This window comes from Paraburkholderia sp. (genome assembly GCF_026225065.1).
GTDB lineage: Bacteria > Pseudomonadota > Gammaproteobacteria > Burkholderiales > Burkholderiaceae > Paraburkholderia.
Genome location: NZ_JAMFSB010000015.1, coordinates 1 through 25,899, shown reverse-complemented (window position 1 = coordinate 25,899; position 25,899 = coordinate 1). Strand labels below are relative to the sequence as shown.

The following is a 25,899-nucleotide window of genomic DNA, read 5'->3' as shown; positions in this document are numbered from 1 at the left end:
TCAGATCCAGCGCGATTTCTCCGCCCACGCGCTGCTGGGCAGCGGTCAGCGAGAACGGCAGCGCTTTCAGGAGACGCGCCACCAGCGAGGCCGGATCGTCCGCGGTACGCCGCGGCATGCCCGGCGCCGCGCGGGTGCGGCGCTCATCGTGCGCGCGCTTCAAGGACATCTGCTGGGCGAGCAACTCCTCGAACTTGATGCGCACCCATGCCGGATGCGTACCGTCCATCAGGGCAGTTTCGTCTGAATCGACACCCGGGTGATGCAGCATGCGCACCGCCTGCATCAGCGGCGGCACGCCAAGGGGGTCCAGATACGTTTTGGCAACGGCTTCGGGGAGTAATTCCGGCAGCGCCGTACGCGACAGCGCGTTGTCGATCGCCTTGCGCAGATAGGCCTGGCTGACGCCCGCCGTGCTTGGGTACACCGGCGTGAGCGCTTGCGGCAAGGGCGTGTCTTCATCGACGACACGCACGGCCGGATGCACCATCTCCATGCCGAAGAAGCCGCCGCGGACGTCGCCGCGCACTCGCAGGCGCGCGCCGATCGCCATCTGCTTGACCTGCGAGCCGTAGAAATTCAGAAAGCGCAGCACCAGTTCGTCGCCGGCGTCGGCGCGTAGTTTGACCAGCAATTGGCGGCGCGGACGATAGGCGATTTCGTTGTCGAACACCACGCCTTCGGTCTGCGCCATGCCGCCCGGCAGCAGGTGAGAGATCGGCGTCAACGAGGTCTCGTCCTCGTAGCGCATCGGCAGATGCAGGACCAGATTGATGTCGCTCGTGAGGCCAAGCTTGGCGAGCTTGTCGGCCGTTTTGGCAAGCGCCGGTGCGGGCTTGTCTGCCGCCTTGGGTGCCTTCGCTGCCTTGGGCGTCCTGGCTTCACCTGATGCGCTCACCTCTTTAGGCGCTTTAACCGACTTAGCCGATCTGGCTTCCGGCGCCGGCCCCGGGTTGAGCAGTTCGCCCCCCTTGCCGCGAGCGGCGGGACGCTTCGGCTCGGCGCTCACTTCGTCGGTAGCGGAGGGCAAACGGCGGTCGGACAAAGGCATGGGTTGCTTCGCAAGTACAATATCGGCTTTCAAAGGTTTCGCGACGCCGGTGCGGCGTCCCGCAATCATAGCCGCAGGCCGCGAGGCTTCGGTGCAAATCCGACCGGCTTCGGCCCAATTCAGTTTCGTTTCACGTCCTGCTTCCAGCCAGTCCGCATGTTCAAGCTTTCCGATTTCGATTTCGACCTGCCGCCCGAGTTGATCGCGCAAACCGCGTTGCCAGAGCGCAGCGCAAGCCGTCTGCTTGAAGTAGACGGCTTCGCCACGCCGGCGCGTTTCGCCGACCGCCGCTTTGCGGAACTGCCTGGATGCATTGCGCCAGGTGACCTGCTGGTGTTCAACGATACCAAAGTCCTGAAGGCGCGCTTCCTCGGCCAAAAGGCCAGTGGCGGCAGGATCGAAGTGCTGGTCGAGCGTCTGACCGGCGCACGCACGGCGCTCGCGCAAGTCCGCGCCAGCAAGAGCCCCGCGCCGGGAACGACAATGCGTCTGGCGGATGCCTTCGACGTGACCGTCGGCGAGCGTGTCGAGCCGTTCTATACGCTGCACTTCCCCGAAGACTGCCTGACGCTGATCGAGCAGTTTGGCCGGCTGCCGCTGCCGCCCTACATCGAGCACGATCCCGACGCGACTGACGAGACCCGTTACCAGACGGTGTTCGCGCAGAATCCGGGAGCGGTGGCCGCGCCGACCGCGGGGCTGCACTTCGACGACGCGCTGCTGGCGCGTCTCGACGAGCGCGGTGTGGAGCGCGCGACGCTCACATTGCACGTCGGCGCCGGCACGTTCCAGCCGGTACGCGTGGAGAACATCTCCGAACACAAGATGCACAGCGAGTGGTACCAGTTGCCGCAGACGCTGGTAGACCGCATCGTCGCGACGAAAGCCCGCGGCAACAAGGTGATCGCGGTGGGCACGACCTCGATGCGCGCGCTCGAAGCCGCCGCGCGCGATGCCGAGACCGCCGGCCGGCCGCTTGCCGCGACGGCCGCCGAGACCGATATTTTCATCACGCCGGGCTACAGGTTTCGCGTGGTCAACCGGCTGGTGACCAACTTCCATTTGCCTAAATCGACGCTGCTGATGCTGGTGTCGGCGTTCGCGGGCATCGAGACGATCCGTGCCGCGTACCGGCACGCGATTGAAGAGCGCTACCGGTTCTTCAGTTACGGCGACGCGATGCTGCTCACGCGCAACGACGGCTGAACGCGTTAGTTGCGCATGGCGGATATACCGAGCGGTAGCGTTGCGCGCCGCCCGCGCTCGGGGTAGTCTGCCGCACCTTGATTTCTTTACCCAGCCGTCGGGACTTGCCCGGCGGCGTTCATGTCATGCGCCGGACTGTTCTCCGGTGGCACAGGAGTCCCCATGACCGAAGGTCATACCCACGACACAAGCGCTTCGAGCGCCAATTGCCCAACTTGCGCCAATCACGGCGACAACGCCGCCGAACGTCCTGCCAACGGCCTCAAATTCGAGCTGCTCAACACCGACGGCCAGGCACGCCGCGGCCGTCTGACGCTCAACCACGGCGTGGTCCAAACACCGATCTTCATGCCGGTCGGCACTTACGGCACCGTGAAGGCGGTTCAACCGCGCGAGCTCGAAGAGATGCGTGCGCAGATCATCCTCGGCAACACCTTCCACCTGTGGCTGCGCCCTGGGCTTGAGACGATCGGCGCACACGGCGGCCTGCACCGCTTCATGGGTTGGAACCGGCCAATTCTCACCGACTCCGGCGGGTTCCAGGTGTTCTCCTTGGGCGATCTGCGCAAGATCACCGAAGATGGTGTCACGTTCGCCTCGCCGATCAACGGCGACAAGCTGTTCCTGTCGCCCGAAGTGTCGATGCAGATCCAGAAGGTGCTGAACTCGGACATCGTCATGCAGTTCGACGAATGCACGCCCTACGCCACCAACAACATCCCGACCTCCCACCAGGACGCCGCCGACTCGATGCGCATGTCGATGCGCTGGGCCCAACGCTCGATCAGCGAGTTCCGCGGGCTGTCCAATCCGAACGCGCTGTTCGGGATCGTCCAGGGCGGCATGTTCGAGGACCTGCGCGACGAATCGCTGGCAGGACTCGCTGAGATGGACTTCCACGGCTACGCGATCGGCGGCCTGTCGGTCGGCGAACCGAAGGAAGACATGATGCGCGTGCTCAACCACATCGCTCCGAAGCTGCCGGCCCACAAGCCGCACTATCTGATGGGCGTGGGCACGCCGGAAGACCTGGTGGCGGGCGTGGGGGCCGGTGTCGACATGTTCGACTGCGTGATGCCGACCCGCAACGCCCGCAACGGCTGGCTTTTCACCCGCTTTGGCGACGTCAAGATCCGCAACGCGGCGCACAAGAATTCACTACGCCCGCTCGACGAAACCTGCGGCTGCTATACCTGCCGAAATTTCACCCGGGGCTACCTGCACCATCTGCATCGCGTCGGCGAAATCCTTGGCGCGCAGCTCAACACGACCCACAATCTGCACTACTACCTCGAATTGATGAGTGAGATCCGCGAGTCCATCGAGACGCAGACGTTCGAGGCGTTCCGCAAGCGCTTCCACGAGAACCGGGCGCGCGGTGTCGAGCAGGCAGCGTAGAGGGCGCCGGCAAGCGCCCCGCTGAAAGAACTTCGTTGAAAGCGCCCGAACTCAAAAAAGAAGATGCGGGCGCAAGCAAGCACTCAAGGAAGGCGCACAATAGCGCCCGCCGACGGATTCCACCGAAGAAACCGTCGGCGCGAGACCTAAACATTACAATTTCATTTCGCGACAGCCCAAATAAGCCTTTAACAGCTTGATCGGAAAGCTCATTTGCCGTGCCGTCGTACCAAATGCCGGTGGTAGAATAATCGGCTGATTTTTTTGTTCGTTATAACGGAGAGACCAACGTGTCGTTTTTTTCCAACGCCTTCGCTCAAGGCTCAGGCGGTGCAGAATCAAGCCTGATGAGCTTCCTGCCGCTGATCCTGATGTTTGGCGTGCTGTACTTCATCATGATTCGCCCTCAAATGAAGCGCCAGAAGGAACATCGCAACATGCTCTCGGCTATGGCCAAGGGTGACGAAGTGGTCACGAACGGTGGCATCGTCGGCAAGGTGACCAAGGTTAGCGACGCGTATGTCGGCGTCGAAATCGCCGAAGGCACGGAGATCACCGTGCAAAAGGCATCGGTCACGACGATTCTCCCGAAGGGCACGATCAAGTCGCTGTAAGGCCTGCTCTCTCGCGTCCGGCGCGGCCTCGCGGAACTGAAGCCAGCATGCCTGCCATGTCATCCATGTCAACAGGTACGCTGCGCCTTCCGCGCTCATCGCCGGACGCATCGCTTACGAGCCAACCTTCCCGTTGGACCACTCCATGAATCGTTACCCCCTCTGGAAATATGTCGTGATGGTCGTGGCGCTTGCCATCGGCCTGATCTACACATTGCCCAATTTCTTCGGCGAAGCGCCGGCGGTGCAGGTGTTGAGCGGCAAGGCAACGGTCAAGCTCGATTCGACGACGCTGTCGCAAATCGAAACCGCACTGGCCGCCAATCAGATCGCCGCTTCCGACGTGACGTACGACAACTCGTCGAGCAACGCGAATATTCGCGTGCGTCTGTCGGACACCGACACGCAGTTGCGCGTGAAGGACCTGCTGTCGAAGACGCTGAATAGCGACCCGAACGATCCGAATTTTGTTGTCGCCCTGAACCTGCAAAGCGCGTCGCCGCGCTGGCTCACTGCCCTGCACGCGTTGCCGATGTACCTCGGCCTCGACCTGCGCGGTGGTGTGCACTTCCTGCTGCAGGTGGACATGGCGGGCGCGCTGAACAAGAAGCTCGACTCGGACGCGTCGGATGCGCGCACCCTGCTGCGCGACAACAACATCCGCGATGGCGGCGTGAACCGCGTCAACCAGACTGTCGTGGTCAATTTCGCCGACAAGGACACTGCGGACGCGGCGAGCAAGCAGCTTTCGCGCAGCATCAGCGAACTCCAGTGGGCAACGCAGACGGCGCCTGACGGCAGCTATCAGCTGGTCGGCACGTTTACGCCGGCGGTGCAAAAGACGGTCGAAGACGCTGCGCTCAAGCAGAACATCACGACCCTGCATAACCGGGTCAACGAACTTGGCGTGGCCGAACCGGTGATCCAGCAGCAAGGCTCCGACCGCATCGTGGTCGAACTGCCGGGCGTGCAGGACACGGCGAAGGCGAAGGACATCATCGGCCGCACGGCGACGCTCGAATCGCGCCTCGCCGACCCGAACGACCTGCACCCGAATCCAGGCGACCCCGTGCCGCCGGGTGACGAACTGTTCACCGAGGGCAACCAGGCGCCCGTGATGTTGAGGAAGCAGGTGATCTTCACCGGCGACCGCATCATCGACGCGTCGGCAGGCTTTGACGAACACCAGCGCCCTTCCGTCAACATCCGTCTCGACTCGGCCGGTGGCCGGGCCGTAGCGAGCGTGTCGCGCGACAACATCGGCAAGCCGATGGCAATGGTGCTGTTCGAAAAGGGCAAGGGCCAGGTGCTGACAGTCGCGACGATCCAGTCGGAACTGGGCGACCGCTTCCAGATCACCGGTCAGCCGACCCCGCAAGCCGCCGCCGACCTAGCGCTGCTGCTGCGCGCCGGTTCGCTCGCGGCTCCGATGGACATCATCGAAGAACGCACGATCGGCCCGAGCCTCGGCGCCGATAACATCAAGAAGGGCTTCCACTCGGTGATCTGGGGCTTTACCGCCATCGCCGTCTTCATGATCGCGTACTACATGCTGTTCGGCGTGATCTCGATGATTGGCTTGTCGGTCAACCTGTTGCTGCTGGTCGCGATGCTGTCCATGCTGCAGGCCACCCTGACCTTGCCGGGTATCGCCGCTATCGCGCTGGCGCTCGGTATGGCCATTGACGCGAACGTGCTGATCAACGAGCGCGTGCGTGAAGAGCTGCGTCACGGCGCGCCGGCGCAACTGGCCATCCAGAACGGTTACGCGCATGCCTGGGCGACCATTCTCGACTCGAACGTGACCACCCTGATCGCCGGTCTCGCGTTGCTTGCGTTCGGCTCGGGTCCGGTGCGTGGTTTCGCGATCGTGCACTGTATCGGCATCCTGACGTCGATGTTCTCTGCCGTATTCTTCTCGCGCGGTCTCGTGAACCTCTGGTACGGCGGCAAGAAGAAGCTGAAGTCGCTGGCCATTGGCCAGGTGTGGAGACCGGCAGCGGTCGAGGGCACTGCTGCCGCTGCATACCTCGGCAGTGAAGATGCTGCGACCGACACGGGACGTGCCATCACCGCAGCAGCCGCAAAGCCGAAGGCCGCGGCCCAGGCTCAGGTCCGCGCTGGCAAGCCGACGGTGCGCCGTCGCAATGCCACCGGCAACACGCCGCAGAAACCGGGTTCATCCCGCTGAGTCCCGGAGAACAAGACCATGGAATTTTTCCGCATTCGCAAAGATCTACCGCTCATGCAGCGCGCGTTGGTGTTCAACGCGATCTCGCTGCTGACGTTTATCGCTGCCGTGTTTTTCCTGCTGCATCGCGGGCTGCATCTGTCGGTGGAGTTCACCGGCGGTACGGTCATCGAAGTCCAGTATCCGACCACGGTGCCGCTCGAGCCGGTGCGCGGCACGCTCGCCAAGCTCGGCTATCCGGACGCTCAGGTGCAGAACTTCGGCACCTCGCGTGACGTGCTGATCCGTCTGCCGGTCAAGGTCGGGCTCACCTCCGCTCAGCAGAGCGACCAGGTGATGGGCGCGCTCAAGGGTGAAGACGCCCAGGTGCAGTTGCAGCGCGTCGAGTTCGTCGGCCCGCAGGTCGGCAAGGAACTCGTCACCAACGGACTGCTCGCGCTCGCCTGCGTGGTGGCCGGCATCGTGATCTACCTGTCGTTCCGCTTCGAATGGAAGTACGCCGTGGCCGGCGTGATTGCCAACCTGCACGACGTGGTAATCATTCTCGGCTTCTTCGCGTTCTTCCAGTGGGAGTTCTCGCTGTCGGTGCTGGCTGCCGTGCTCGCGGTGCTCGGTTACTCGGTGAACGAGTCCGTGGTTATCTTCGACCGGATTCGCGAAACGTTCCGCCGCGAACGCAAGATGACGGTCATCGAAGTCATCAACCATGCCATTACCAGCACGATGTCGCGGACCATCATCACCCACGGCTGTACGCAGATGATGGTGCTGTCGATGTTCCTGTTCGGCGGTCCGACGCTGCATTACTTCGCGCTGGCGCTGACGGTCGGTATTCTGTTCGGTATCTATTCGTCGGTGTTCGTTGCGGCGGCGCTGGCGATGTGGCTCGGCGTGAAGCGCGACGACCTGATCAAGGAAAAGAAGGAACGTCACGACCCGAGCGATCCGAACGCAGGCGCACAAGTCTGAAGTTCGAGACGGTCGGGAACAGACACAAAGGCCGGTTCAGTTGAACCGGCCTTTGCTGTTTACCGCCGTCGCTTATCGCCGTCGTTCATCGCGACCGTTCAAGCGCCGCCAGCACGCAAACCCCGCTCAGCTAAACCCAAGCTTGCGCCGCGCCGCAATCAGCGCGATCAGGCTCAGCAGCGCGGCGAACATCACATAGAAACTGGGCGCCACCTTCGAACCCGTCACGCCGATCAACCACGCGATGATGAACGGACCAAATCCGCCGAAGATCGTCACCGCAATGTTGTACGCGAGGGACATGCCGGTGCTGCGAGTCTGCACCGGGAAGATCTCCGACAGAAGAGCCGGCAACGCGCCGAAGTAACCGGTCGTCAGGAAGCCGAGCACCAGTTGCGCGACGATCAGCGTGCCGAAGTAAGGGTGGCCGACCAGGTACGCAAAGCCCGGATAGATCAACACCAGCAACAGCACCGCCGACACCAGCATGATGCGGGTACGGCCATGCCGGTCCGAGAAATGGCCGACCAGCGGCGCAAAAACCATCTGGATCACGCCTGACACCGCAATGGCCGCAAATGTGACCGAGGGTGTGAGGCCCAGTTGCCTGACGCCGTAGGTCGGCATGAAGAGTTCGAGGTAAATCGACACCGTGCCCAGCACCACGACGCCTACCGCGATCAGCAGACGCAGCTTCTGGTTCGCAAACGTATCGCGTAACGGCGTGCGGGTCGTCTCGGCGGCGAGAAATTCGGGTGTCTCGTCGAGCCGCGTACGGATGTACCACGCCACCGGACCGATCAGCAGGCCGAAGAAGAACGGCACGCGCCAGCCCCACGCGGCCATCTGTTCGGGCGATAGCTGGCGATTCAGCAACATCCCGAAGCCGGCCGCCAACAGCGTGGTGAGCCCCTGGCTTGCCCCCTGCCAGCTCGCGAAGAAGCCACGCCGGCCGGGTACGTGTTCGGCGAGAAAAGTAGTCGCACTGCCGAATTCGCCACCAGCCGAGAAGCCTTGCATCAGGCGTGCCGCCACGAGGATCAGCGGCGCCGCGAGGCCAATGGTCTGGTACGTGGGGAGCACGGCGATGATCAGCGTACCGCCCATCATCAGCAGGATCGACAGTGTGAGCGCGGCCTTGCGTCCTGCCCGATCCGCATAGGCGCCGATCACGATCGCGCCGAGAGGCCGCATCACGAACGAGCCACCGAAGGTGCCTAACGTCAGCAGCAATGACACCGTGTCGTCGCCAGTGGGAAAGAACAGCTTCGCGATCAACCCCGCGAAGAACCCGTAGACAACCAGATCGAACCATTCCAGTGCATTGCCGATCGACGCGGCGACCACCACGTGCCACGAGGTCGCGCGGCTAGCCGGGAGGCTTGAAGACGTCGTTGCATTCATGCACATCTCCGTTGCGCGCGAAGTGCGTGCCATCCCGGATGCACAAGTCCGCAATACCTACCTGCAATGCTTATGCGCCGTGCACCTTACTTGCGTGCTGCGACGATATGAAACTTGATGACGACCTCGTCGGCTACCACCGAGGTGTCCTTCCACTCGCCGGTACCGATATCGAACTGCGAACGCTGGATCGTCAGTGCCCCATCGAACGACTCGCTCCCGCCCTGCTGCATGACGGTCACGGGCACGACCACGGTCTGCGATTTGCCCTTGATGGTCAGCTTGCCGGTCACCTTGAACTGGTTGCCGCCTGCCGGCGCAATGGTGCTCGAGACAAACGTCGCCTGCGGAAAGGTCGTCGCATCGAACCATTCCTTGCCACGTACCTGGGCGTTGTAGCTGTCGTCGCCCAGATCGTAGCTGCCCACGTCGACGCTGAACTGCGCGCTACCTTCGGCCGGCTTCGCCGGGTCGAATTTCACGTCCGCGCTGAACTTGTTGAACTTGCCTTCCACCGGCACGTTCATCTGTTTGGAGGTCGCGGTGACGGTGCTCTTCGCGACGTCGACCTGAGCGAGCGCACTACCCGCGGCACTGAAGGACGCGGCAGCAAACGCCGCCAGCATGTAGCGATAAAACGAAACCTTCATGTCGCGCCTTATTTGAGGAAAGGGATCATGCGCGACAGCAGACCGTCGCGGTCGAGCCACTGATGCTTGAGCGCTGCCGCCACATGCAGCACAAACAGGACGAGCAGTGTGTAGTTGAGCGTGATGTGGATATTCTTCAGCAGCACCTTGAGCACCGGATCGGGCGCAATCAGGCGCGGCAGCGGCACGAGACCCAGATACACCACCGGTACATTGGCCGCGGAGCTGTACAGATAGCCGGAGACCGGAATCGCGACGATCAGCACGTACAGCAGCAGATGCACGAAGTGGGCCGCGCCCCGTTGCCACGATGATATCCGGCGCGGCAGCGGCGGCGCATCATGGGTGGCGCGCCACAGGATGCGCAGCACCGAAAGCCCGAACACCGTCACGCCAATCCACTTGTGCCACGAAAAATAGCGCAGTTTGGCGGGCGTAAAGCCGGGGATATCGGTCATCACCCAACCGAGCGCGAAGCCGCACACAATCAGCAACGCAATCAGCCAGTGAAACGCGATGGCCGTTCGCGTGTACGAATCGCGAGTGCCGAAGTTAGGTTTGGGTGCCATGAAAGCTCAACGCAAGCTAAAGGGTTAGCGGCGCACGTGGGTGGGAACTCCGTATGCGAACTGCGCAGGACGCTGCGGCCCGGTATAGCCGGCCGGCAGCGAAGCACGCCAAGGCCGCCATGCTACCCCAAGCCGAAAAAGCCGGCTGGCGAGTTCGGTGCGGCGGCCTGCGGCGTCAAATGCAGCTTAGCAAGAGGATTGAACAATTGGGGCCGGAAATTGTCGGACAGCTGTCAGGGTATGCTGCGCGGTGCTGGCGTATTGCCTGGCGGACGTTGCACAAGCAGCCCTGTTACGCACCAGCGAGCGCCTTTGGTACTATTGCTCCAGGCTTTCGCCATTCTTTCGCCAGTCCTTACCGTGCAAGCCTTCGATGCACGCTCCCGCTCATGTCGTTTTGCCCTGCTGCCGTATGGAACATGACAACCTGATCGCGTGCCACGAGTGCGATACCCTTTTCACCAAACCGCGTCTGCTCGGCAGCCGGACGGTGGCGCGTTGCCCGCGCTGCGGCGCGACGCTCTATCGCGGCATTTCGCGGCGGCTGGACGCCATCTGCGCCATGACGCTCGCCGCATTGATCACGTTTCTGATCGCGCAAGCCTATCCGATCGTCGAACTGGACGCCAACGGCATTACCTCGCAAACCACGCTGTTCGGCGCCCTCGTCGCGCTGTGGAACGAGGACATGCAGATCGTCGCAGTCATGGTGTTCTGCGCGACCACGCTGTTTCCGCTCACCGAGCTCGTCGCGCTTCTCTACGTGCTGATCCCGATCCGCTCGGGCTTCGTGGCGCCGGGCTTTAACCAGGTGCTGCGGGCCATCCAGTTCGTGCGGCCGTGGGGCATGATCGAGGTGTTTATGCTCGGCGTGCTGATCACCATCGTCAAGATGGTGAGTCTCGCCCGCGTGATCCCTGAAGCGGCGCTGTTCGCCTTCGGAGTGCTGACCTTGATGTTCGCCGTGGTTGTCACGTTCGATCCGCGCACCTTGTGGGATCTCGCCGACGAACTGAACGCACGGCGCGCGCGTCCCATGCCGCGCACGGCTGCCGACAGCGCGGCGGCAGCGGTCACGGCGAACGTGGACAGCCAGTCCGCCGCGCCCCATCAGGGATAACGCACGATGAATTACATCACCGCGCGGCGCGCGGGCCTGGTTTCCTGCCACGCGTGCGGCAGCGTGGCGCCACGCATCCACTCCATCACAAAACAGCACTGTGCGCGCTGCGGCGCGGTGCTGCACCGGCGCAATCCGGACAGTCTGATGCGCACGTGGGCGCTACTGATCGCGGCCGCATTGCTGTATATTCCGGCGAATCTGTTGCCGGTGATGCACACCTCCTCGTTGCTTGGCTCGGAAGACGACACGATCATGAGCGGCGTCGTGTACTTCTGGACCTCGGGTGACTGGCCGCTGGCCGTCATTGTGTTTATCGCCAGCATCATGGTGCCGATGCTGAAACTCACGATCCTCGTGCTGCTCAGCATTACGGCCCAGCGCCGCTCACGCTGGCGCCCCACGCAGCGCGTGAAGCTGTACCGGATCGTGGAGCGCATCGGCCGCTGGTCGATGCTCGACGTATTCGTGGTTACGCTGACGGTTGCGCTGGTGCGCTTCAAGTCGCTCGCCGTCATCACGGCTGGGCCCGGCGCGATCGCGTTCGGCTCGGTAGTGATTCTGACGATGCTGGCATCGATGCAGTTCGATCCACGGCTCATCTGGGACAACGTAGAAGGCGCGGACACCTCGGAAAGTGCAAAACGCGCCCGCCGTGCCAAGGATGCAAAAAGCAGTACCCAACAATCTCAGGACCAAACATGACAAGCCCGCAAGGACCGACGCCCGCCCCCAGCGCGCCGCGCAACGATTCGAACGGACCCACGCTGCCACCCAACCTGCCCGATCCCGAGATCGAGCCGCGCAGCCACTGGTTGCCGTCGCTGGTCTGGGTGATTCCGCTGATCGCCGCACTGATCGGCGTCGCGCTCGTGATCAAGTCCGTGACCGAGAAAGGGCCGCAGATCACCATCAGCTTCAACGACGCCGAAGGGCTCGAACCGGGCAAGACCCAGGTCAAGTACAAGGACGTCGACGTTGGCCTCGTGAAGACCATCACGCTGTCGAAAGACCTCTCGCACGTGCTGATCCAGGTCCAGCTGACCAAGGAAGCCGAGAATTTTGCCGTCAAGGACAGCCGCTTCTGGGTGGTGCGTCCGCGGGTCGGCGCGAGCGGCGTCTCGGGTCTGAGCACGCTGCTCTCCGGCGCGTATATCGGGGTGGACGCCGGTCATTCGCAGGATACGCAGAAGGACTTCGTCGGCCTTGAAACGCCGCCGCCGATTACCGGTGGGCAGAAGGGCCATCAGTTCACATTGCATGGCGACTCGCTCGGCTCGATCGATATCGGTTCGCCGATCTTCTACCGGCGCGTGCAGGTCGGCCAGGTGGTGGGCTTCTCGCTCGACAAGGACGGCACCGGTGTGACCATGCAGGTGTTCGTCGCCGCACCGTACGACCAGTACGTCGGCATCAACACGCGCTGGTGGCACGCGAGCGGCGTCGATCTGCGGCTCGACTCCGGCGGCTTCAAGCTGAACACGCAGTCGCTTGCGACCGTGCTGGTCGGTGGCCTGTCGTTCCAGTCGCCGCCAGGTCAGCCGGTCGGGACGCAAGCGCAGAACAACATGACGTTCCGCCTGGGCTCCGACGAAGCGGACGCCATGCGCGAGCCGGACGGCGTGCCGCTGCGGGTGGTGATGAACTTCAACCAGTCGCTGCGCGGGCTGTCGGTGGGCGCGACGGTCGATTTCCGCGGCATCGAGCTCGGCCAGGTGACCAACATCGGCATCGACTACGACCCGAAGACCAACAACTTCACCATGCCGGTGACGATGAACCTGTACCCCGACCGCCTCGGCAAGCGCTTCCGCGAAACGGCGCCGGAACCGGGTAGCGTGGCCGGTCAGCAGTTGCTCAAGAGTCTGGTGCAACACGGCCTGCGCGGCCAGTTGCGCACGGGCAGCCTGATTACCAGCCAGCTGTACGTCGCACTCGACATCTTCCCGAAAGCGCCGCCGGCCACGGTCGACGTCAATAGCGATCCACTCGAGCTGCCGACGATTCCGAACACGCTCGACGAGTTGCAGGTGCAGGTGGCCGATATCGCCAAGAAACTCGATCAGGTGCCGTTCGACCAGATCGGGACGAACCTGAACAGCGCGCTAAAGAACGCTGACCAGTTGTTCTCGCGCCTGAATACCGAGGTGGTGCCCGAAGCGCGCGACACGCTGGCCGCCGCCAAGCAGACCTTCGGGTCGGCCGAGGCGACGCTGCAGCAGGACTCGCCGCTGCAATCGGACGTCCATCAGGCGCTGCAGGAATTGACCCGCACGCTGCAGTCGTTGAATGCGCTGTCGGACTATCTGGAACGCCATCCGGAATCGCTGTTGCGCGGAAAACCAGGAGATAAACCATGATGTTTGCCCGGCTCCCCCGTTCGCCGCGCGGGCTTGCCCGCGCCGCCGCGTGCCTAGGTGCCTGTGCCGGACTGCTGGCGGTAGCGGCATGCTCGTCTTCGCCGCCGAGCCATTTCTACACGCTCGGCGCCGACGGCGCGCCAACCGCCGCGAGCACGATTTCGGCTCCTTCACTGCTGATCGAAGTAGCGCCGGTCGACGTACCGTCCCAGGTGGCGAAGAACCAGCTTGTGGTTCAGACTGGCCCGACCCAGGTGCAGGTGCTCGAGCAGGAACGTTGGGCCTCGTTACCGGGTGACGAGGTTCGTCGCGCGCTGTCAACCGACCTCACGCAGCAGTTGGGCACGATCGATGTGTACGGCACGCCGTATCCGGAAGGCACGCCTGTCTATCGCGTCAGCGTGAATGTGCAACGCTTCGAATCGTGGCCGGGTTCACATGCGCTGATCGACGCCGTATGGAGCGTGCGCGCGGTGCGCAGCGAAGCCATCATGACGTGCCGCAGCGTCGTCAACGAGCCGGTGACGGGCAGCTATGACGCACTGGTCGATGGTCATCGGCAGGCCGTGCAGCAGATATCTACGCAGATCGCCGCCGGCATCAAGGCGCTCGCTGCTGCTGCGCCGCGGATGCCAACGAGTGCCGCAGCCAAGAGCGCATCCGGCACACAAGCGCGGATGGCGCCGCCGACGGTGCCTTGTCCGCTGCCCACCGGGCCCAGCGCTGCGCTCGACGGTGCTGGCGTTGGCGGTGTCGCTGGCAACCGCACGATCGGCTGACTTGTGCTTCAGGCCGCGCGGCGAGCATTAGCATCGCCCGCGCGCCTAAGCACTATCCCATCCGGCCAGCTTGCAAGATCCTTTGTATTTAGCGATCCTGAGTGCTTCGGCCAGCAGCATTGTGGCCTCGCCACACATTTGACAATCCATGTTTCGTTCCCTCAAAACCTTCGTCAAGAAATGGCGCGCGTCGCGCAACAGCGGGCATCAACTCGATGCGCTGCTGGCAATTGCCGACCAGAACGCGCCGTATGCGGAACGCAGCGAATGGCTGATCGAGGTGGCGCACTGGATTCATCGCGACGGAATCGTGCAGCCGGTCGCGCCTGCTGCCATGCAGGAGGCTGCCCAAGACGACGCGCGCCGGGTGCGCGAGCACGCGCGCTTGCGGTATCTGCTGCATGTGCTGGATCGCAACCCGGCGTGGAAAGCGAACGTCGCGGGGATTCTGCGCGCACTGCTGCGCGAGAGCGACGGCATTTCATTACTTTGCGATGCCGGCATGCCCGTGCACTCGGCATTTTTCGGCGCGCTGTTCGAGCGCTTCGAGTCGTCGCTGATTCCGCCGGCACCGAACCGCCGCGACCTGACGGCGATCTTCACGTTGATGTTCACATCGGCGCGCGATGCGGAATGGATCGCCACGCTGCCTACCGATCTGCTCACGCGTATCCGCGACCTGTTCGTCTACGAGCTCGACGCGAGCGACCGGCGTGAGGCGGCGCCGTTCTCGCTCGACCTGCTAGCGGCTCTGCATAACCTGACCTGCCAGGTCAGCTCCACGGGGCTATCGCAAACGGTGCGCAGCCGTCTGGGCGATGCCGACGTGCGCGTCGCCATGGAGAAGCAGCCGTTCTACCGGCTCACACGCGCCATGCTGGCGGTCGAGGCAGCCCATCAGGCGCTTGAAGACGGCGCGGAGCCGGGCAAATTGCTGCACGAGGTCAACTATCTGCGCGTGCTGCTGGACGAGTGCCGTATCGCAACCGATAACGTCTTTGCCCACCTGTACCGCAATGGCGTGAGCGTCGACATCGTGTTTCAGGTCGAGCGCATGCGTATGCGCATCCAGCGCGCGGAACATCTGCTGGACGCCTGGATGGCGTCGGACGACCTGCACGCCGGCTCACGCCTGGTCGCCGAACTGGTCAACGCGAACCACGCGAGCCAGAGCGTCGCCCATCTGATGCGCAGCAATTTCTCGTTGCTCGCGCGCAAGGTGGTCGAATACAGCGCGGATACCGGCGAGCACTACATTGCCCGCGATCGCGCCGAGTATCTGAAGATGCTGCGCATGGCGGCAGGCGGCGGTCTCGTCACTGTGGTGACGGTGTGCGTGAAATTCGCGATTACCGGCGCGCATCTGCCCGCAATGCTGGAAGGTCTGCTCGCCGGCATCAACTATGCAGCGAGCTTCCTGCTGATGCACTTCCTGCATTTCTCGCTCGCTACCAAGCAGCCGGCCATGACGGCGCCGACCATCGCCCGCGAACTCGACGGCGCTGGCACCCCCGAAGGCGTCGACACTTTCGTTACCTCGGTGGTCGCGCTGATCCGCACCCAGGCTGCCGCCGTGCTCGGCAACGTGATGCTGGTGTTTCCGGTGTGCCTGGGCGTGCAGTTGCTGTGGCACGCGGTCTTCAACTCGAACATCATCTCGCCGGAAAAGGCACACGCCACGCTGCATTCGTTCTCGCTGCTCGGACCGACGCCGTTCTATGCGGCGCTGACCGGCGTGCTGCTGTGGTCGTCGAGTCTGCTCGCGGGCTGGGCCGACAACTGGTTCGTGCTGCACCGGGTCGCTGACGCGTTGACCTACAACCGCCGCCTGCGCATGACGCTTGGCGTCGCCGGCGCCGCCCGGCTGGCGAGGTTCTGCCGCTCCAACGTGGCCGGCGTAGTCGGCAATATCACCTTGGGCCTGATGCTCGGCCTCGTGCCCGCCATCCTCACCGCCTTCGCCTTTACCTTCGACGTCCGGCACGTCACCTTGAGCTCGGGTTCGATCGGCGTCGCACTCGGTGTGCTCGGCAAGGGCGCGCTGGATCTGCCGGAGTTCTGGTGGGCCATCGCCGGCACGTTCAGCATGGCGATCCTGAACGTGGCCGTCAGTTTCGCGCTCGCGTTTCATATGGCCGTGCGTTCGCGCGATCTGCGCCGCAACTATGTGCGCTCGTTGCGCGGCGCAATCTGGCGCCGGATGTTCCAGCGGCCGCTCGATCTGGTGTGGCCGGTCAGCGCATCGCGGGAACCGCAATGAACGCGGGCGCGCGGGACGCACATCCCGACCGCGTACAATAGCGCCTTATTCAACGCCTCCCGGCAACTTCAATGTCCTTCGATTTTTTCATCCCCTGCCCTCGCGGCCTCGAAGCCGTGCTTGCGGCCGAACTCGCCGAAATCGCCTCGCGCCACCTGAACGGAGCACCGTTCACCGCTGGTGCCCAGGTGCCGGGCGGCGTGCATTTCCGCGGCGGCTGGGCAGCCGGTTTGGCGGCCAATCTGCATTCACGCATCGCGAGCCGTGTGTTGCTGAAGATCGCCCACCGTCCGTATCGCAGCGAGCAAGACATTTATGACCTCGCGCTCGAGCAGCGCTGGGAACAGTGGTTTTCCGCGCAGGAGACGCTGCGCGTCGACGTCACGGCTATCAAGTCGCCGCTGCGCAGCCTCGAATTCACCACGCTGCGCGTCAAGGATGCGATCTGCGACCGTCTGCGCGACGTGAGCGGCGAGCGTCCGAACATCGACACCAGCGCGCCGGACGTGCGCGTGTTTGCATTCCTCACCGCAACCGATTGCACCTTGTATCTCGATACCTCCGGCGAGCCGCTCTTCAAACGCGGCTGGCGGCTCGACAAAGGTGCGGCACCGCTGCGCGAGAACCTCGCAGCGGGCATCCTGCGCCTGACTGGCTGGACCGCCGGCACACCGCTGTACGACCCGATGTGCGGCAGCGGCACGTTCCTCGCGGAAGCCGCGCAAGTGGCGCTGAATATCGCGCCGGGCGCGGAGCGGCGCTTCGGCTTCGAGAACCTCAAGCAGTACGACGCGAAAACGTGGCAGGCGTTGAAAGCCGCGGCACTGGATGCGAAGCACGCCGCACGCGCATCGCGCGCGGACCTGCAGATCTTCGGCAGCGATATCTCGGGCGACATGCTGGTCAAGGCACGCGCCAACTTCGAGCGTGCTGGTCTGGCGTCGGTCTCGCTCAAGCAGGTCGACGCACGCGGCATGACGGCGCCGTCGTCGGAGCCGGGCATTCTTGTGGCCAACCCGCCGTACGGCGAGCGGATCGAAGTGCGTGGCCGCAACGCGCGTGGAGAGCTGCGCGAGACCGGCCGTGAAAGCCGCGATGAGGACAGCTTTCACCGTGCTCAGGAAGAGGCGCCGGATAGCGAGTTCTTCAAGTTGCTCGGCGACGCGCTCAAGCAGCGCTTCACCGGCTGGCATGCTTTCATTCTGACGTCGGATCGCAAATTGCCGGGGCAACTGCGGTTGCGCGAATCGACCAAGACGCCGCTTTTCAACGGCGCGCTTGAATGCAGGCTGTTCCGCTTCGATCTGATCGCAGGCAGCGTCAGGCAACGTCCGGCGAACGATACGCCGGCGGCTTGATATAAACGGGTTTCAGGTTAGTTGAAAGGCGGCGGATGTCATGTCCGCAGCCTCAGAGCTTCATCTCCACCTTGATCTGCCTAGTTTCAAGCAGTGACTTGAGATTGGAAGAATTTGCAGCCAGCCGATCCCTACTGACAGAACGCTGTCAGTAGCCCCGCCGCACACTCCTGATCACGCCATCCGGCGCATCACATGGGCCTTCGGGTCATGCCAAGGAGAGTGTCATGTCAGCAGCAGCATCCCACGTCATTTCCTGGTTCGAAATTCCGGTCACCGATTTCGAGCGCGCCGCACGTTTCTACGAGACCACGCTCGGCACCACGCTGCGGCGTGAAAATGTCGGCGGCGAGCCGATCGGGATTTTTCAGTACACCGAGCCGGCCACCGGCGGCTGCATTATCCAGGGCCCCAACGCCAGACCTTCGGCCGATGGCGTGGTCGTCTATCTGAACGCGCAGCCGAATGTCGACGCCGTGCTGGCTCGTGTGGAGAAGGCCGGCGGCAAGGTGCAAGGACCGGTCATCGAGCTGCCGCAGGATATCGGCTATATCGGCTTTTTCACCGATACAGAAGGTAACCGCATCGGACTGCATTCGCCGAAGAACGGCTGACAGGTTGGCCAGCGCTGCGGTGATGCTCATGCAGCGCCCATGAGCGTCACGCGGCGCTATGATCGCGGGAACACCCGTTCACGGGCCGCCCGTTCGCAAGCCACCCTGTTGCGGGCCACCCGGTCGCGGGGCCGCCCGCCCCCTACTACAACACGACAAGACGCCCACGATGACGCGCCGCGCCGACCGCCTGTTCCAGATCGCCGAGCTGCTCCGTGGCCGACGTCTGACTACCGCGCAGCAGCTCGCAGACTGGCTGCATATCTCGCCGCGCACGGTCTATCGGGACGTACGCGATCTGCAGCTCTCGGGCGTACCGATTGAAGGGGAAGCGGGAATCGGTTACCGCCTGAACCGCTCGGCGAGCTTGCCGCCACTCACTTTCACCGTCGACGAACTCGCTGCGCTCGCCGCCGGCGCGCGTATGCTCGAAACTTGGGGCGGCGCGAGCTTTGCGAAGGGCGCACGCGGTGCGCTAGCCAAGATCGCGTCGACCATGCCCGCCGACAAACGCGCGACGCTCGACCGGCTGCCGATCTTTGCGCCTTCGTTTCACATCAAGGGTGAATTCGCGGAGAAAGTCGATGCGTTGCATCTGGCCATCGACCGCAAACGGATCGTGAGCTTTGCGTATCGCGATCGCAAAGGCGCGCAAACCGAGCGGCGCGTCTGGCCGCTCGGGCTGTTTTATTGGGGTGCGCGCTGGACCATCGGCGCGTGGTGTGAATTGCGCGAAAACTTCCGCAATTTCGACGTCGAAGAGATTCGCGAACTACAGGTGGTCGAGCCGTTTCCCGATATGGAGGGCAGGCGGCTCGCGGATTTTCTAAGGCATGTCGAGGTGAAACAGCGCTAACTGCAGCGGAGTTTGAGGAGGCCGCGCGCCGCCGCGGCCCCTACCTTCACTCCACCGACTTCACCATATCCTCGATCACCTTCTTCGCATCGCCGAAGACCATCATGGTCTTGTCCATGTAGAACAGATCGTTGTCGAGGCCCGCGTAGCCGGCCGCCATCGAACGCTTGTTGACGATCACCGTGCGCGCCTTATAAGCCTCGATAATCGGCATGCCGGCAATCGGCGAGTTCGGATCGGTCTTCGCCGCGGGGTTCACCACGTCGTTTGCGCCAAGCACCAGCACCACGTCCACCTGACCGAACTCGCTGTTGATGTCCTCCATCTCGTAGACCATGTCGTAGGACACCTCGGCTTCAGCGAGCAGCACGTTCATGTGCCCCGGCATGCGGCCCGCCACCGGGTGGATCGCATAACGTACATCGATGCCCTTTTCGGTCAGCTTGTCCGTGAGTTCCTTCAGCGCATGCTGTGCGCGGGCCACGGCCAGACCATACCCCGGCACGATCACCACGGTCTCGGCATTGCCGAGCATGAACGACGCATCCTCGGCCGAGCCCGACTTGACCGGCCGCTGCTCCTGCGCGCCGCCCACGGCTGCCGCGCCCGCCTCCGCACCAAAGCCGCCCAGTAGCACGTTGAAGAACGAGCGGTTCATCGCGTGGCACATGATGTACGAGAGGATCGCACCGGACGACCCCACCAGCGAACCGGCGATGATCAGCATCGGGTTATTCAACGAGAAGCCGATCCCCGCCGCCGCCCAGCCCGAGTAGGAGTTGAGCATCGACACGACCACCGGCATATCCGCCCCGCCGATCGGGATGATGATCAGCACGCCCAGCGCAAACGCGATCAGCGTCATGATGATGAACGGCAGCCACGCTTGCGTGAGAAAGAAGATCACGCCGAAGCCAAGCATGCCGATTGCCAGCATCAGGTTGATCAGATGCTGACCCGGATACACTACCGGCGCGCCCTGAAACAGGCGGAACTTGTATTTGCCGGAGAGCTTGCCGAACGCGATCACTGAACCGGAAAAGGTGATGGCGCCAACGAACGTGCCGATAAAAAGCTCAATGCGGTTGCCGTACGGCAGGAAACCCGGGATCGGATTGTCTGGATCCACCAGCCCAAACGCCGACGGCTCCGAGACCACCGCATAAGCGATACACACCGCCGCCAGACCGATCAGCGAGTGCATGGCGGCGACCAGTTCCGGCATCTTGGTCATCTCGACGCGCGCGGCAACGAACGCCCCGATCGCGCCGCCCACCACCAGCGCCGCGAACAGCAGCCCGAGGCCCAGCCCGAGATTCGAGCCGAGTCCAGCCGCCTGCTTGAGGATCAACGCGATGGTGGTGAGGATCGCAATCGCCATCCCGGCCATGCCGAATGTGTTGCCGATGCGCGCCGTCTTCGGATTCGAGAGCCCTTTGAGCGCCTGAATGAAGCAGACCGAAGCAACGAGATAAAGCAGCGTGACGACGTTCAGACTCATTGCGCCTTCTCCTTTACCGCTGCGGGAAGCTTCTTCGGCTCTTTCTTCTTGAACATCTCCAGCATTCGCCTCGTGACGAGGAAGCCGCCGAACACGTTGACCGCCGCCAGCGCCACGGCCAGCGTGCCGAAGAACTTGCCTGTGCCGCCCACGGTGAGACCCGCGGCCAGCATCGCGCCCACAATGACGATCGCCGAAATCGCGTTGGTCACGGCCATCAGCGGTGTATGCAGTGCCGGGGTGACGTTCCAGACCACGTGGTAGCCCACGTAAATCGCCAGGATGAAGATGATCAGATTGATGACGGTATGGTTGATGACTTCCATTGCCGGTCTCCCTATGCCTTGCGCGTGACTTCGCCGTCACGGGCCAGCAGCGTGGCCGCGACGATGTCGTCCGCGAGATCGATGTTGAGTGCGCCTTCCTTGTTGATGATGAGCTTCAGGAAGTCGAGCAGGTTGCGGGCGTAGAGCGAGGAGGCGTCGGCGGCCACCATCGAGGCCAGGTTCGTGAAGCCGACGATCTGCACACCGTTTTTGGTCACGATCTTGTCCGCCACGGTGAGCGGACAGTTACCACCGCGCTGGCCTTCGTACTCGGGGCCACGGCCGGCAGCCAGATCGATCAGCACGGAGCCGGGTTTCATGGCCTGCACGGTTTCGACCGAGATCAGCGTCGGTGCGGGACGGCCTGGAATCAGCGCGGTCGTAATGACGATATCGGCCTGTTTGGCGCGTTCGTGGACGAGAGCACCCTGGCGCGCAAGCCAGCTCGGCGGCATCGGCCTTGCGTAGCCACCGACGCCCTTTGCGGCCTCGCGCTCCTCGTCGGTCTCATACGGCACGTCGAGAAACTTGGCGCCGAGCGATTCGATCTGCTCTTTCACTGCGGGACGCACGTCGGAGGCTTCGATCACCGCGCCCAGGCGCTTGGCGGTCGCGATCGCCTGCAGACCCGCGACGCCGGCGCCGAGAATCAGCACGCGCGCCGCTTTCACCGTGCCCGCGGCCGTCATCAGCATCGGCATGAAGCGGGGGTAGAGATCGGCGGCGAGCAGCACGGCCTTGTAGCCGGCAATGTTGGCCTGCGAGGACAGCACGTCGAGGCTCTGCGCACGAGTGGTACGCGGCGCGGCTTCGAGCGCGAAGGCGGTCACGCCCGCCGAAGCGAGCTTTGCCGCGTTGTCGGCATTGAAAGGATCGAGCATGCCGACCAGCACTGCGCCGCGTTTCAGATGCGGCAGTTCGGCTTCGGTCGGGGATTGGACCTTGAGGACGAGATCGGCGCCGAACGCGGTGGCCGCATCGACGATCTCCGCGCCCACCGCGCTGAAAGCCTCGTCAGGAAAGCTGGCGCCAGTCCCGGCGCCGCTCTGGATCGTGACCCGGTGGCCCTGCGACACGTATTTCTTGACCGTCTCGGGGGTGGCGGCAACGCGTGTTTCATGCGCTCGCGTCTCGGCTGGCACTCCGATGTGCATCGTTGAATCCTCCTCGGCCTTCCTGTTGTTACGACAGAGCTGCCGACGAGGCACGCCGGCTTGAACTTGCAACGGCAACGACGCCACTGTAACCGAAACCGGGGGGTGCACCGAAATCAGGGACAATCCGGGGGGGCGCCGCCCGCTTCCGGGCAGCCAGGCGTTATAGACGGTAAAATACCGCCCCATGAATCCGGAAATCTGGGCCGCGCACGTCACCGTGGCCGCCATCGTCGAGCGCGACGGACGCTTCCTGCTCGTCGAGGAGCATACGGACGACGGGCTGCGTCTGAACCAGCCCGCCGGCCATCTGGAGGCGGGCGAAACGCTCGTCGAAGCGGCCGTGCGCGAAACGCTCGAAGAATCTGCGCACCCGTTCACGCCCGAGGCACTGGTGGGCGTCTATATGGCGCATTTCGGGCATTCCGCCCCTGCCGGCGCGGCGCAGGATACGAACGGCGATGGCACGACTGGCGCCACCTATCTGCGCTTCACGTATTGCGGCAATGCCGGGGCGGCCGATCCCAACCGCGCGCTCGATCCCGATATCGTCCGCACGCTGTGGATGAGCGCCGACGAGCTGCGCACCTGCCCCGAGCGGCACCGCACCCCGCTCGTGATGCGCTGTATCGACGATTACCTCGCAGGCCGGCGTTTCCCGCTCGACTTCGTGCATACGCATTCGGTCGGGCCTACCCGATCAAGCAAGTCAGGCAACCCATGAGTAAGCAGAAAGTCGTAGTAGGCATGTCGGGCGGCGTCGATTCGTCGGTCACCGCATGGCTGCTCAAAGAGCAAGGTTACGAGGTCGTCGGTCTTTTCATGAAGAACTGGGAAGACGATGACGACGGCGAGTACTGCTCGACCCGGCAGGACTGGATCGACGTCGTTTCGGTGGCCGATCTGATTGGCATCGACGTCGAAGCGGTCAACTTCGCCGCCGAATACAAGGACCGCGTGTTCGCCGAATTCCTGCGCGAATACTCGGCCGGCCGCACGCCGAATCCGGACGTGCTGTGCAACGCCGAGATCAAGTTCAAGGCCTTCCTCGATCACGCCATGACACTCGGCGCGCAAACCATCGCGACCGGCCACTATGCCCGCGTGCGCGAGGTCGAAGGCCGCTTCGAACTGCTAAAGGCGTTCGATCACACGAAAGATCAGTCGTACTTCCTGCATCGCCTCAATCAGGCGCAGTTGTCGAAGACGATGTTCCCGCTCGGCGAAATCCCCAAGACGAAGGTGCGCGAAATCGCCGAACAGATCGGCCTGCCGAATGCGAAGAAGAAAGATTCGACCGGGATCTGCTTCATTGGCGAACGGCCGTTCCGCGATTTTCTGAACCGCTATCTGCCCACCAAACCGGGGCCGATGAAGACGACAGACGGCAAGGTGGTAGGCGAGCATATCGGCCTCGCGTTCTATACGTTCGGCCAGCGCAAGGGCATTGGCCTCGGCGGCAGCAAGGAAGGCAGCGGCGAGCCGTGGTTCGTGGCGGGCAAGGATATCCCGTCGAACACGCTCTACGTCGCGCAGGGCCACGACCATTCGTGGCTGCTGAGCCACTCGCTGAGCGCTGGCAATACCAGCTGGGTCGCCGGCCATTCGCCCGCCGAAGATTTCGCCTGCGGCGCGAAAACGCGCTACCGTCAGGCCGACGCAGCCTGCACATTCAGCACCTCGGGCGAGGCAAACGGCCACTTCGCGCTGCATTTCGAGGACGCGCAATGGGCTGTCACACCAGGGCAATCGGCTGTGCTCTACGATGGCGAAATCTGCCTTGGTGGTGGCATCATCGAACACGCAGCAACTGCACAGCCGGCCGTGCGGCAACCTCAAAGCGCTGCATTGCTGACCGCGCGGTAAGGGGCGCGCTCAACGGCGCAGCAAGATAACAATCAGCGGTCAACCGCTCTCTGCAACGGAGTCCCCATGTTTTCTCGACGCTATCTCGCCATGTGGTGCGCAGTTGTGCTGCTCGTCGCCTGCGCGGCGCTTGCCGCTACGCAACATCTGTCGTGGTTCTGGATCATCATTCCCGTGCTGCTGGTCGCGCTTGGCGTGTTCGATCTGACCCAGGAGCGCCACGCGATCCTGCGCAACTATCCGTTGTGGGGCCATTTTCGCTTCATGTTCGAATTCATCCGGCCTGAGATCCGCCAGTATTTCGTCGAAGACGATACCGAGGAAAGGCCGTTCTCGCGCGCGCAGCGCAGCATCGTCTACCAGCGCGCCAAGAACGACGTCGACAGCCGTCCGTACGGCACCGAGCTCGACGTGAAGGCGGTGGCGCACGAATGGATCAGCCACTCGCTCGCGCCGACCAGGCTCGACGGCCACGACTTCCGCGTCGTGGTTGGCCCGGATCGCAAGCAGCCCTACTCGATGTCGATTTTCAACGTGTCGGCGATGAGCTTCGGCTCGCTCTCGGCCAACGCGATCATGGCGCTCAATCTCGGCGCCAAGAAAGGCAACTTCGCGCACGACACCGGCGAGGGCTCGATGTCGAAGTATCACCGCGAGCACGGCGGCGACATCATCTGGGAAATCGCTTCGGGCTACTTCGGTTGCCGCAATGACGACGGCAGCTTCAATGCCGACAAGTTCGCAAAACAGGCGCATGAGCCGCAAGTGAAGATGATCGAGGTGAAGCTCTCGCAGGGCGCTAAGCCGGGTCATGGTGGCGTGCTGCCGGCCGCCAAGATCACGCCGGAGATTGCCGAGACGCGTGGTGTGCCGATGGGCCGCGACTGCATCTCGCCCGCCACCCACTCCGAGTTTTCCACGCCGCGCGGCCTGCTCGAGTTCGTTGAACGTCTGCGCAATCTCTCAGGCGGCAAGCCGACCGGTTTCAAGCTGTGTATCGGCCATCCGTGGGAATTCTTCGGCATTGCCAAGGCGATGCTGGAGACGGGCATCCTGCCGGACTTCATCGTCGTCGACGGTGCGGAAGGCGGCACGGGTGCGGCGCCGCTGGAGTTCACCGATCACGTCGGCGTGCCGTTGCAGGAAGGATTGTTGCTGGTGCATAACACGCTGGTAGGCATCGGCCTGCGGACACGGATTCGCATCGGCGCGAGCGGCAAGATGATCACCGCTTTCGATATCACCAAGACCCTCGCGATCGGCGCCGACTGGGTCAACTCGGCGCGCGGCTTCATGTTCGCGGTGGGCTGCATCCAGGCGCAGACCTGCCACACGGGCCGCTGCCCGACCGGCGTCGCCACCCAGGACCCGGTGCGCCAGCGCGCACTGGTGGTGCCGGACAAGTCCGACCGCGTCTTCAACTTCCATCACAACACCTTGCACGCGCTGCAGGAGATCATTCAGGCCGCGGGCCTCAAGCATCCGGCGGAACTGCGCGCGCATCACATCGTGCGGCGGGTGTCGTCGCATGAGGTGAGCCTGATGTCGGATCTGCTGAAGTATCTCGAGCCGAACGATCTGCTGAACGGCAAGTACCGCTACTCGATCTACGAGAAGTGGTGGCCGGTGGCGAGCGGCGAGTCGTTCGCGCCG

The 25,899-nt window shown here is 63.4% G+C and carries 22 protein-coding genes and 1 pseudogene; 16 read left to right on the top strand and 7 right to left on the bottom strand.

Annotation, left to right across the window (positions count from 1 at the left end):
* A pseudogene (locus tag M0954_RS00850) lies at positions 1-1,051 on the bottom strand (ATP-dependent DNA helicase RecG); the annotation flags it as partial.
* 156 nt (positions 1,052-1,207) lie between these two features.
* On the opposite strand from M0954_RS00850, the gene queA reads away from it, so the two are divergent.
* The 5 genes from queA (at position 1,208) to secF (ending at position 7,429) form a co-directional block, all read left to right on the top strand.
* Positions 1,208-2,257: a tRNA preQ1(34) S-adenosylmethionine ribosyltransferase-isomerase QueA gene (queA, locus tag M0954_RS00845; protein ID WP_297351126.1), complete on the top strand. Its 1,050-nt coding sequence runs from the start codon at positions 1,208-1,210 to the stop codon at positions 2,255-2,257.
* 162 nt (positions 2,258-2,419) lie between these two features.
* The gene (gene tgt, locus M0954_RS00840) at positions 2,420-3,655 is read left to right on the top strand and encodes a tRNA guanosine(34) transglycosylase Tgt (protein WP_297351124.1); all 1,236 of its coding nucleotides are present in this window, start codon (positions 2,420-2,422) and stop codon (positions 3,653-3,655) included.
* A 290-nt stretch (positions 3,656-3,945) separates the two neighbouring features.
* On the top strand, positions 3,946-4,269 hold the full coding sequence (gene yajC, locus M0954_RS00835) for a preprotein translocase subunit YajC (RefSeq protein WP_122152491.1): 324 nt from the start codon (positions 3,946-3,948) through the stop codon (positions 4,267-4,269).
* 145 nt (positions 4,270-4,414) lie between these two features.
* The gene (secD, locus tag M0954_RS00830) at positions 4,415-6,460 is read left to right on the top strand and encodes a protein translocase subunit SecD (RefSeq protein WP_297351122.1); all 2,046 of its coding nucleotides are present in this window, start codon (positions 4,415-4,417) and stop codon (positions 6,458-6,460) included.
* 18 nt (positions 6,461-6,478) lie between these two features.
* Positions 6,479-7,429: a protein translocase subunit SecF gene (gene secF, locus M0954_RS00825; protein ID WP_122152493.1), complete on the top strand. Its 951-nt coding sequence runs from the start codon at positions 6,479-6,481 to the stop codon at positions 7,427-7,429.
* A gap of 126 nt (positions 7,430-7,555) precedes the next feature.
* Here the strand turns inward: secF and M0954_RS00820 are convergent, their stop codons facing one another.
* The 3 genes from M0954_RS00820 to M0954_RS00810 all read right to left on the bottom strand — a co-directional run bounded on the left by M0954_RS00820 (position 7,556) and on the right by M0954_RS00810 (position 10,052).
* Complete coding sequence (locus tag M0954_RS00820; RefSeq protein WP_297351120.1) at positions 7,556-8,833, bottom strand: MFS transporter; 1,278 nt, start codon at positions 8,831-8,833, stop codon at positions 7,556-7,558.
* Between the two features lie 86 nt (positions 8,834-8,919).
* On the bottom strand, positions 8,920-9,483 hold the full coding sequence (locus M0954_RS00815) for a YceI family protein (protein ID WP_297351118.1): 564 nt from the start codon (positions 9,481-9,483) through the stop codon (positions 8,920-8,922).
* An 8-nt stretch (positions 9,484-9,491) separates the two neighbouring features.
* Entirely contained in the window at positions 9,492-10,052 is a 561-nt protein-coding gene (locus M0954_RS00810) for a cytochrome b (RefSeq protein WP_297351116.1), read from the bottom strand.
* Between the two features lie 412 nt (positions 10,053-10,464).
* Here M0954_RS00810 and M0954_RS00805 point away from each other — a divergent pair, with 412 nt between their 5' ends.
* The 8 genes from M0954_RS00805 to M0954_RS00770 all read left to right on the top strand — a co-directional run bounded on the left by M0954_RS00805 (position 10,465) and on the right by M0954_RS00770 (position 19,399).
* Entirely contained in the window at positions 10,465-11,172 is a 708-nt protein-coding gene (locus M0954_RS00805) for a paraquat-inducible protein A (RefSeq protein WP_122152496.1), read from the top strand.
* Positions 11,173-11,178: 6 nt separating this feature from the next.
* A complete protein-coding gene (locus tag M0954_RS00800) occupies positions 11,179-11,877 on the top strand; it encodes a paraquat-inducible protein A (protein WP_122152497.1) in 699 nt (232 codons plus the stop codon).
* Positions 11,874-13,532, top strand: a complete 1,659-nt coding sequence (locus M0954_RS00795) for an MlaD family protein (RefSeq protein WP_297351114.1) — start codon at positions 11,874-11,876, stop codon at positions 13,530-13,532. The genes M0954_RS00800 and M0954_RS00795 overlap by 4 nt, the downstream gene beginning before the upstream one ends.
* Positions 13,529-14,311, top strand: coding sequence for a membrane integrity-associated transporter subunit PqiC (locus M0954_RS00790; protein WP_297351112.1), 783 nt, complete (start codon positions 13,529-13,531; stop codon positions 14,309-14,311). Before M0954_RS00795 ends, M0954_RS00790 begins: the two co-directional genes overlap by 4 nt.
* Before the next feature lie 148 nt (positions 14,312-14,459).
* Positions 14,460-16,571: a site-specific recombinase gene (locus M0954_RS00785; RefSeq protein ID WP_297351110.1), complete on the top strand. Its 2,112-nt coding sequence runs from the start codon at positions 14,460-14,462 to the stop codon at positions 16,569-16,571.
* 71 nt (positions 16,572-16,642) lie between these two features.
* Positions 16,643-17,929 carry a class I SAM-dependent RNA methyltransferase gene (locus tag M0954_RS00780; protein ID WP_122152501.1) on the top strand — a complete coding sequence of 429 codons (1,287 nt, stop codon included), beginning with the start codon at positions 16,643-16,645 and terminating at the stop codon, positions 17,927-17,929.
* A gap of 227 nt (positions 17,930-18,156) precedes the next feature.
* Complete coding sequence (locus tag M0954_RS00775; RefSeq protein ID WP_297351108.1) at positions 18,157-18,543, top strand: VOC family protein; 387 nt, start codon at positions 18,157-18,159, stop codon at positions 18,541-18,543.
* Between the two features lie 169 nt (positions 18,544-18,712).
* Entirely contained in the window at positions 18,713-19,399 is a 687-nt protein-coding gene (locus M0954_RS00770; RefSeq protein ID WP_297351106.1) for a YafY family protein, read from the top strand.
* Positions 19,400-19,445: 46 nt separating this feature from the next.
* Here the strand turns inward: M0954_RS00770 and M0954_RS00765 are convergent, their stop codons facing one another.
* From M0954_RS00765 to M0954_RS00755, 3 genes are read right to left on the bottom strand one after another with little or no spacing between them, the layout of a single operon-like run.
* Positions 19,446-20,900, bottom strand: coding sequence for an NAD(P)(+) transhydrogenase (Re/Si-specific) subunit beta (locus tag M0954_RS00765; protein ID WP_122152504.1), 1,455 nt, complete (start codon positions 20,898-20,900; stop codon positions 19,446-19,448).
* Positions 20,897-21,226: an NAD(P) transhydrogenase subunit alpha gene (locus tag M0954_RS00760; RefSeq protein WP_123384824.1), complete on the bottom strand. Its 330-nt coding sequence runs from the start codon at positions 21,224-21,226 to the stop codon at positions 20,897-20,899. Before M0954_RS00760 ends, M0954_RS00765 begins: the two co-directional genes overlap by 4 nt.
* An 11-nt stretch (positions 21,227-21,237) precedes the next feature.
* On the bottom strand, positions 21,238-22,380 hold the full coding sequence (locus tag M0954_RS00755) for a Re/Si-specific NAD(P)(+) transhydrogenase subunit alpha (RefSeq protein WP_122152506.1): 1,143 nt from the start codon (positions 22,378-22,380) through the stop codon (positions 21,238-21,240).
* A 187-nt stretch (positions 22,381-22,567) separates the two neighbouring features.
* On the opposite strand from M0954_RS00755, the gene M0954_RS00750 reads away from it, so the two are divergent.
* The 3 genes from M0954_RS00750 to M0954_RS00740 form a co-directional block, all read left to right on the top strand.
* Complete coding sequence (locus M0954_RS00750; protein ID WP_297351104.1) at positions 22,568-23,104, top strand: NUDIX hydrolase; 537 nt, start codon at positions 22,568-22,570, stop codon at positions 23,102-23,104.
* Complete coding sequence (gene mnmA, locus M0954_RS00745; protein WP_297351102.1) at positions 23,101-24,246, top strand: tRNA 2-thiouridine(34) synthase MnmA; 1,146 nt, start codon at positions 23,101-23,103, stop codon at positions 24,244-24,246. The genes M0954_RS00750 and mnmA overlap by 4 nt, the downstream gene beginning before the upstream one ends.
* A gap of 66 nt (positions 24,247-24,312) precedes the next feature.
* A partial coding sequence (locus M0954_RS00740; RefSeq protein ID WP_297351100.1) for an FMN-binding glutamate synthase family protein occupies positions 24,313-25,899 on the top strand: 1,587 nt, incomplete at its 3' end.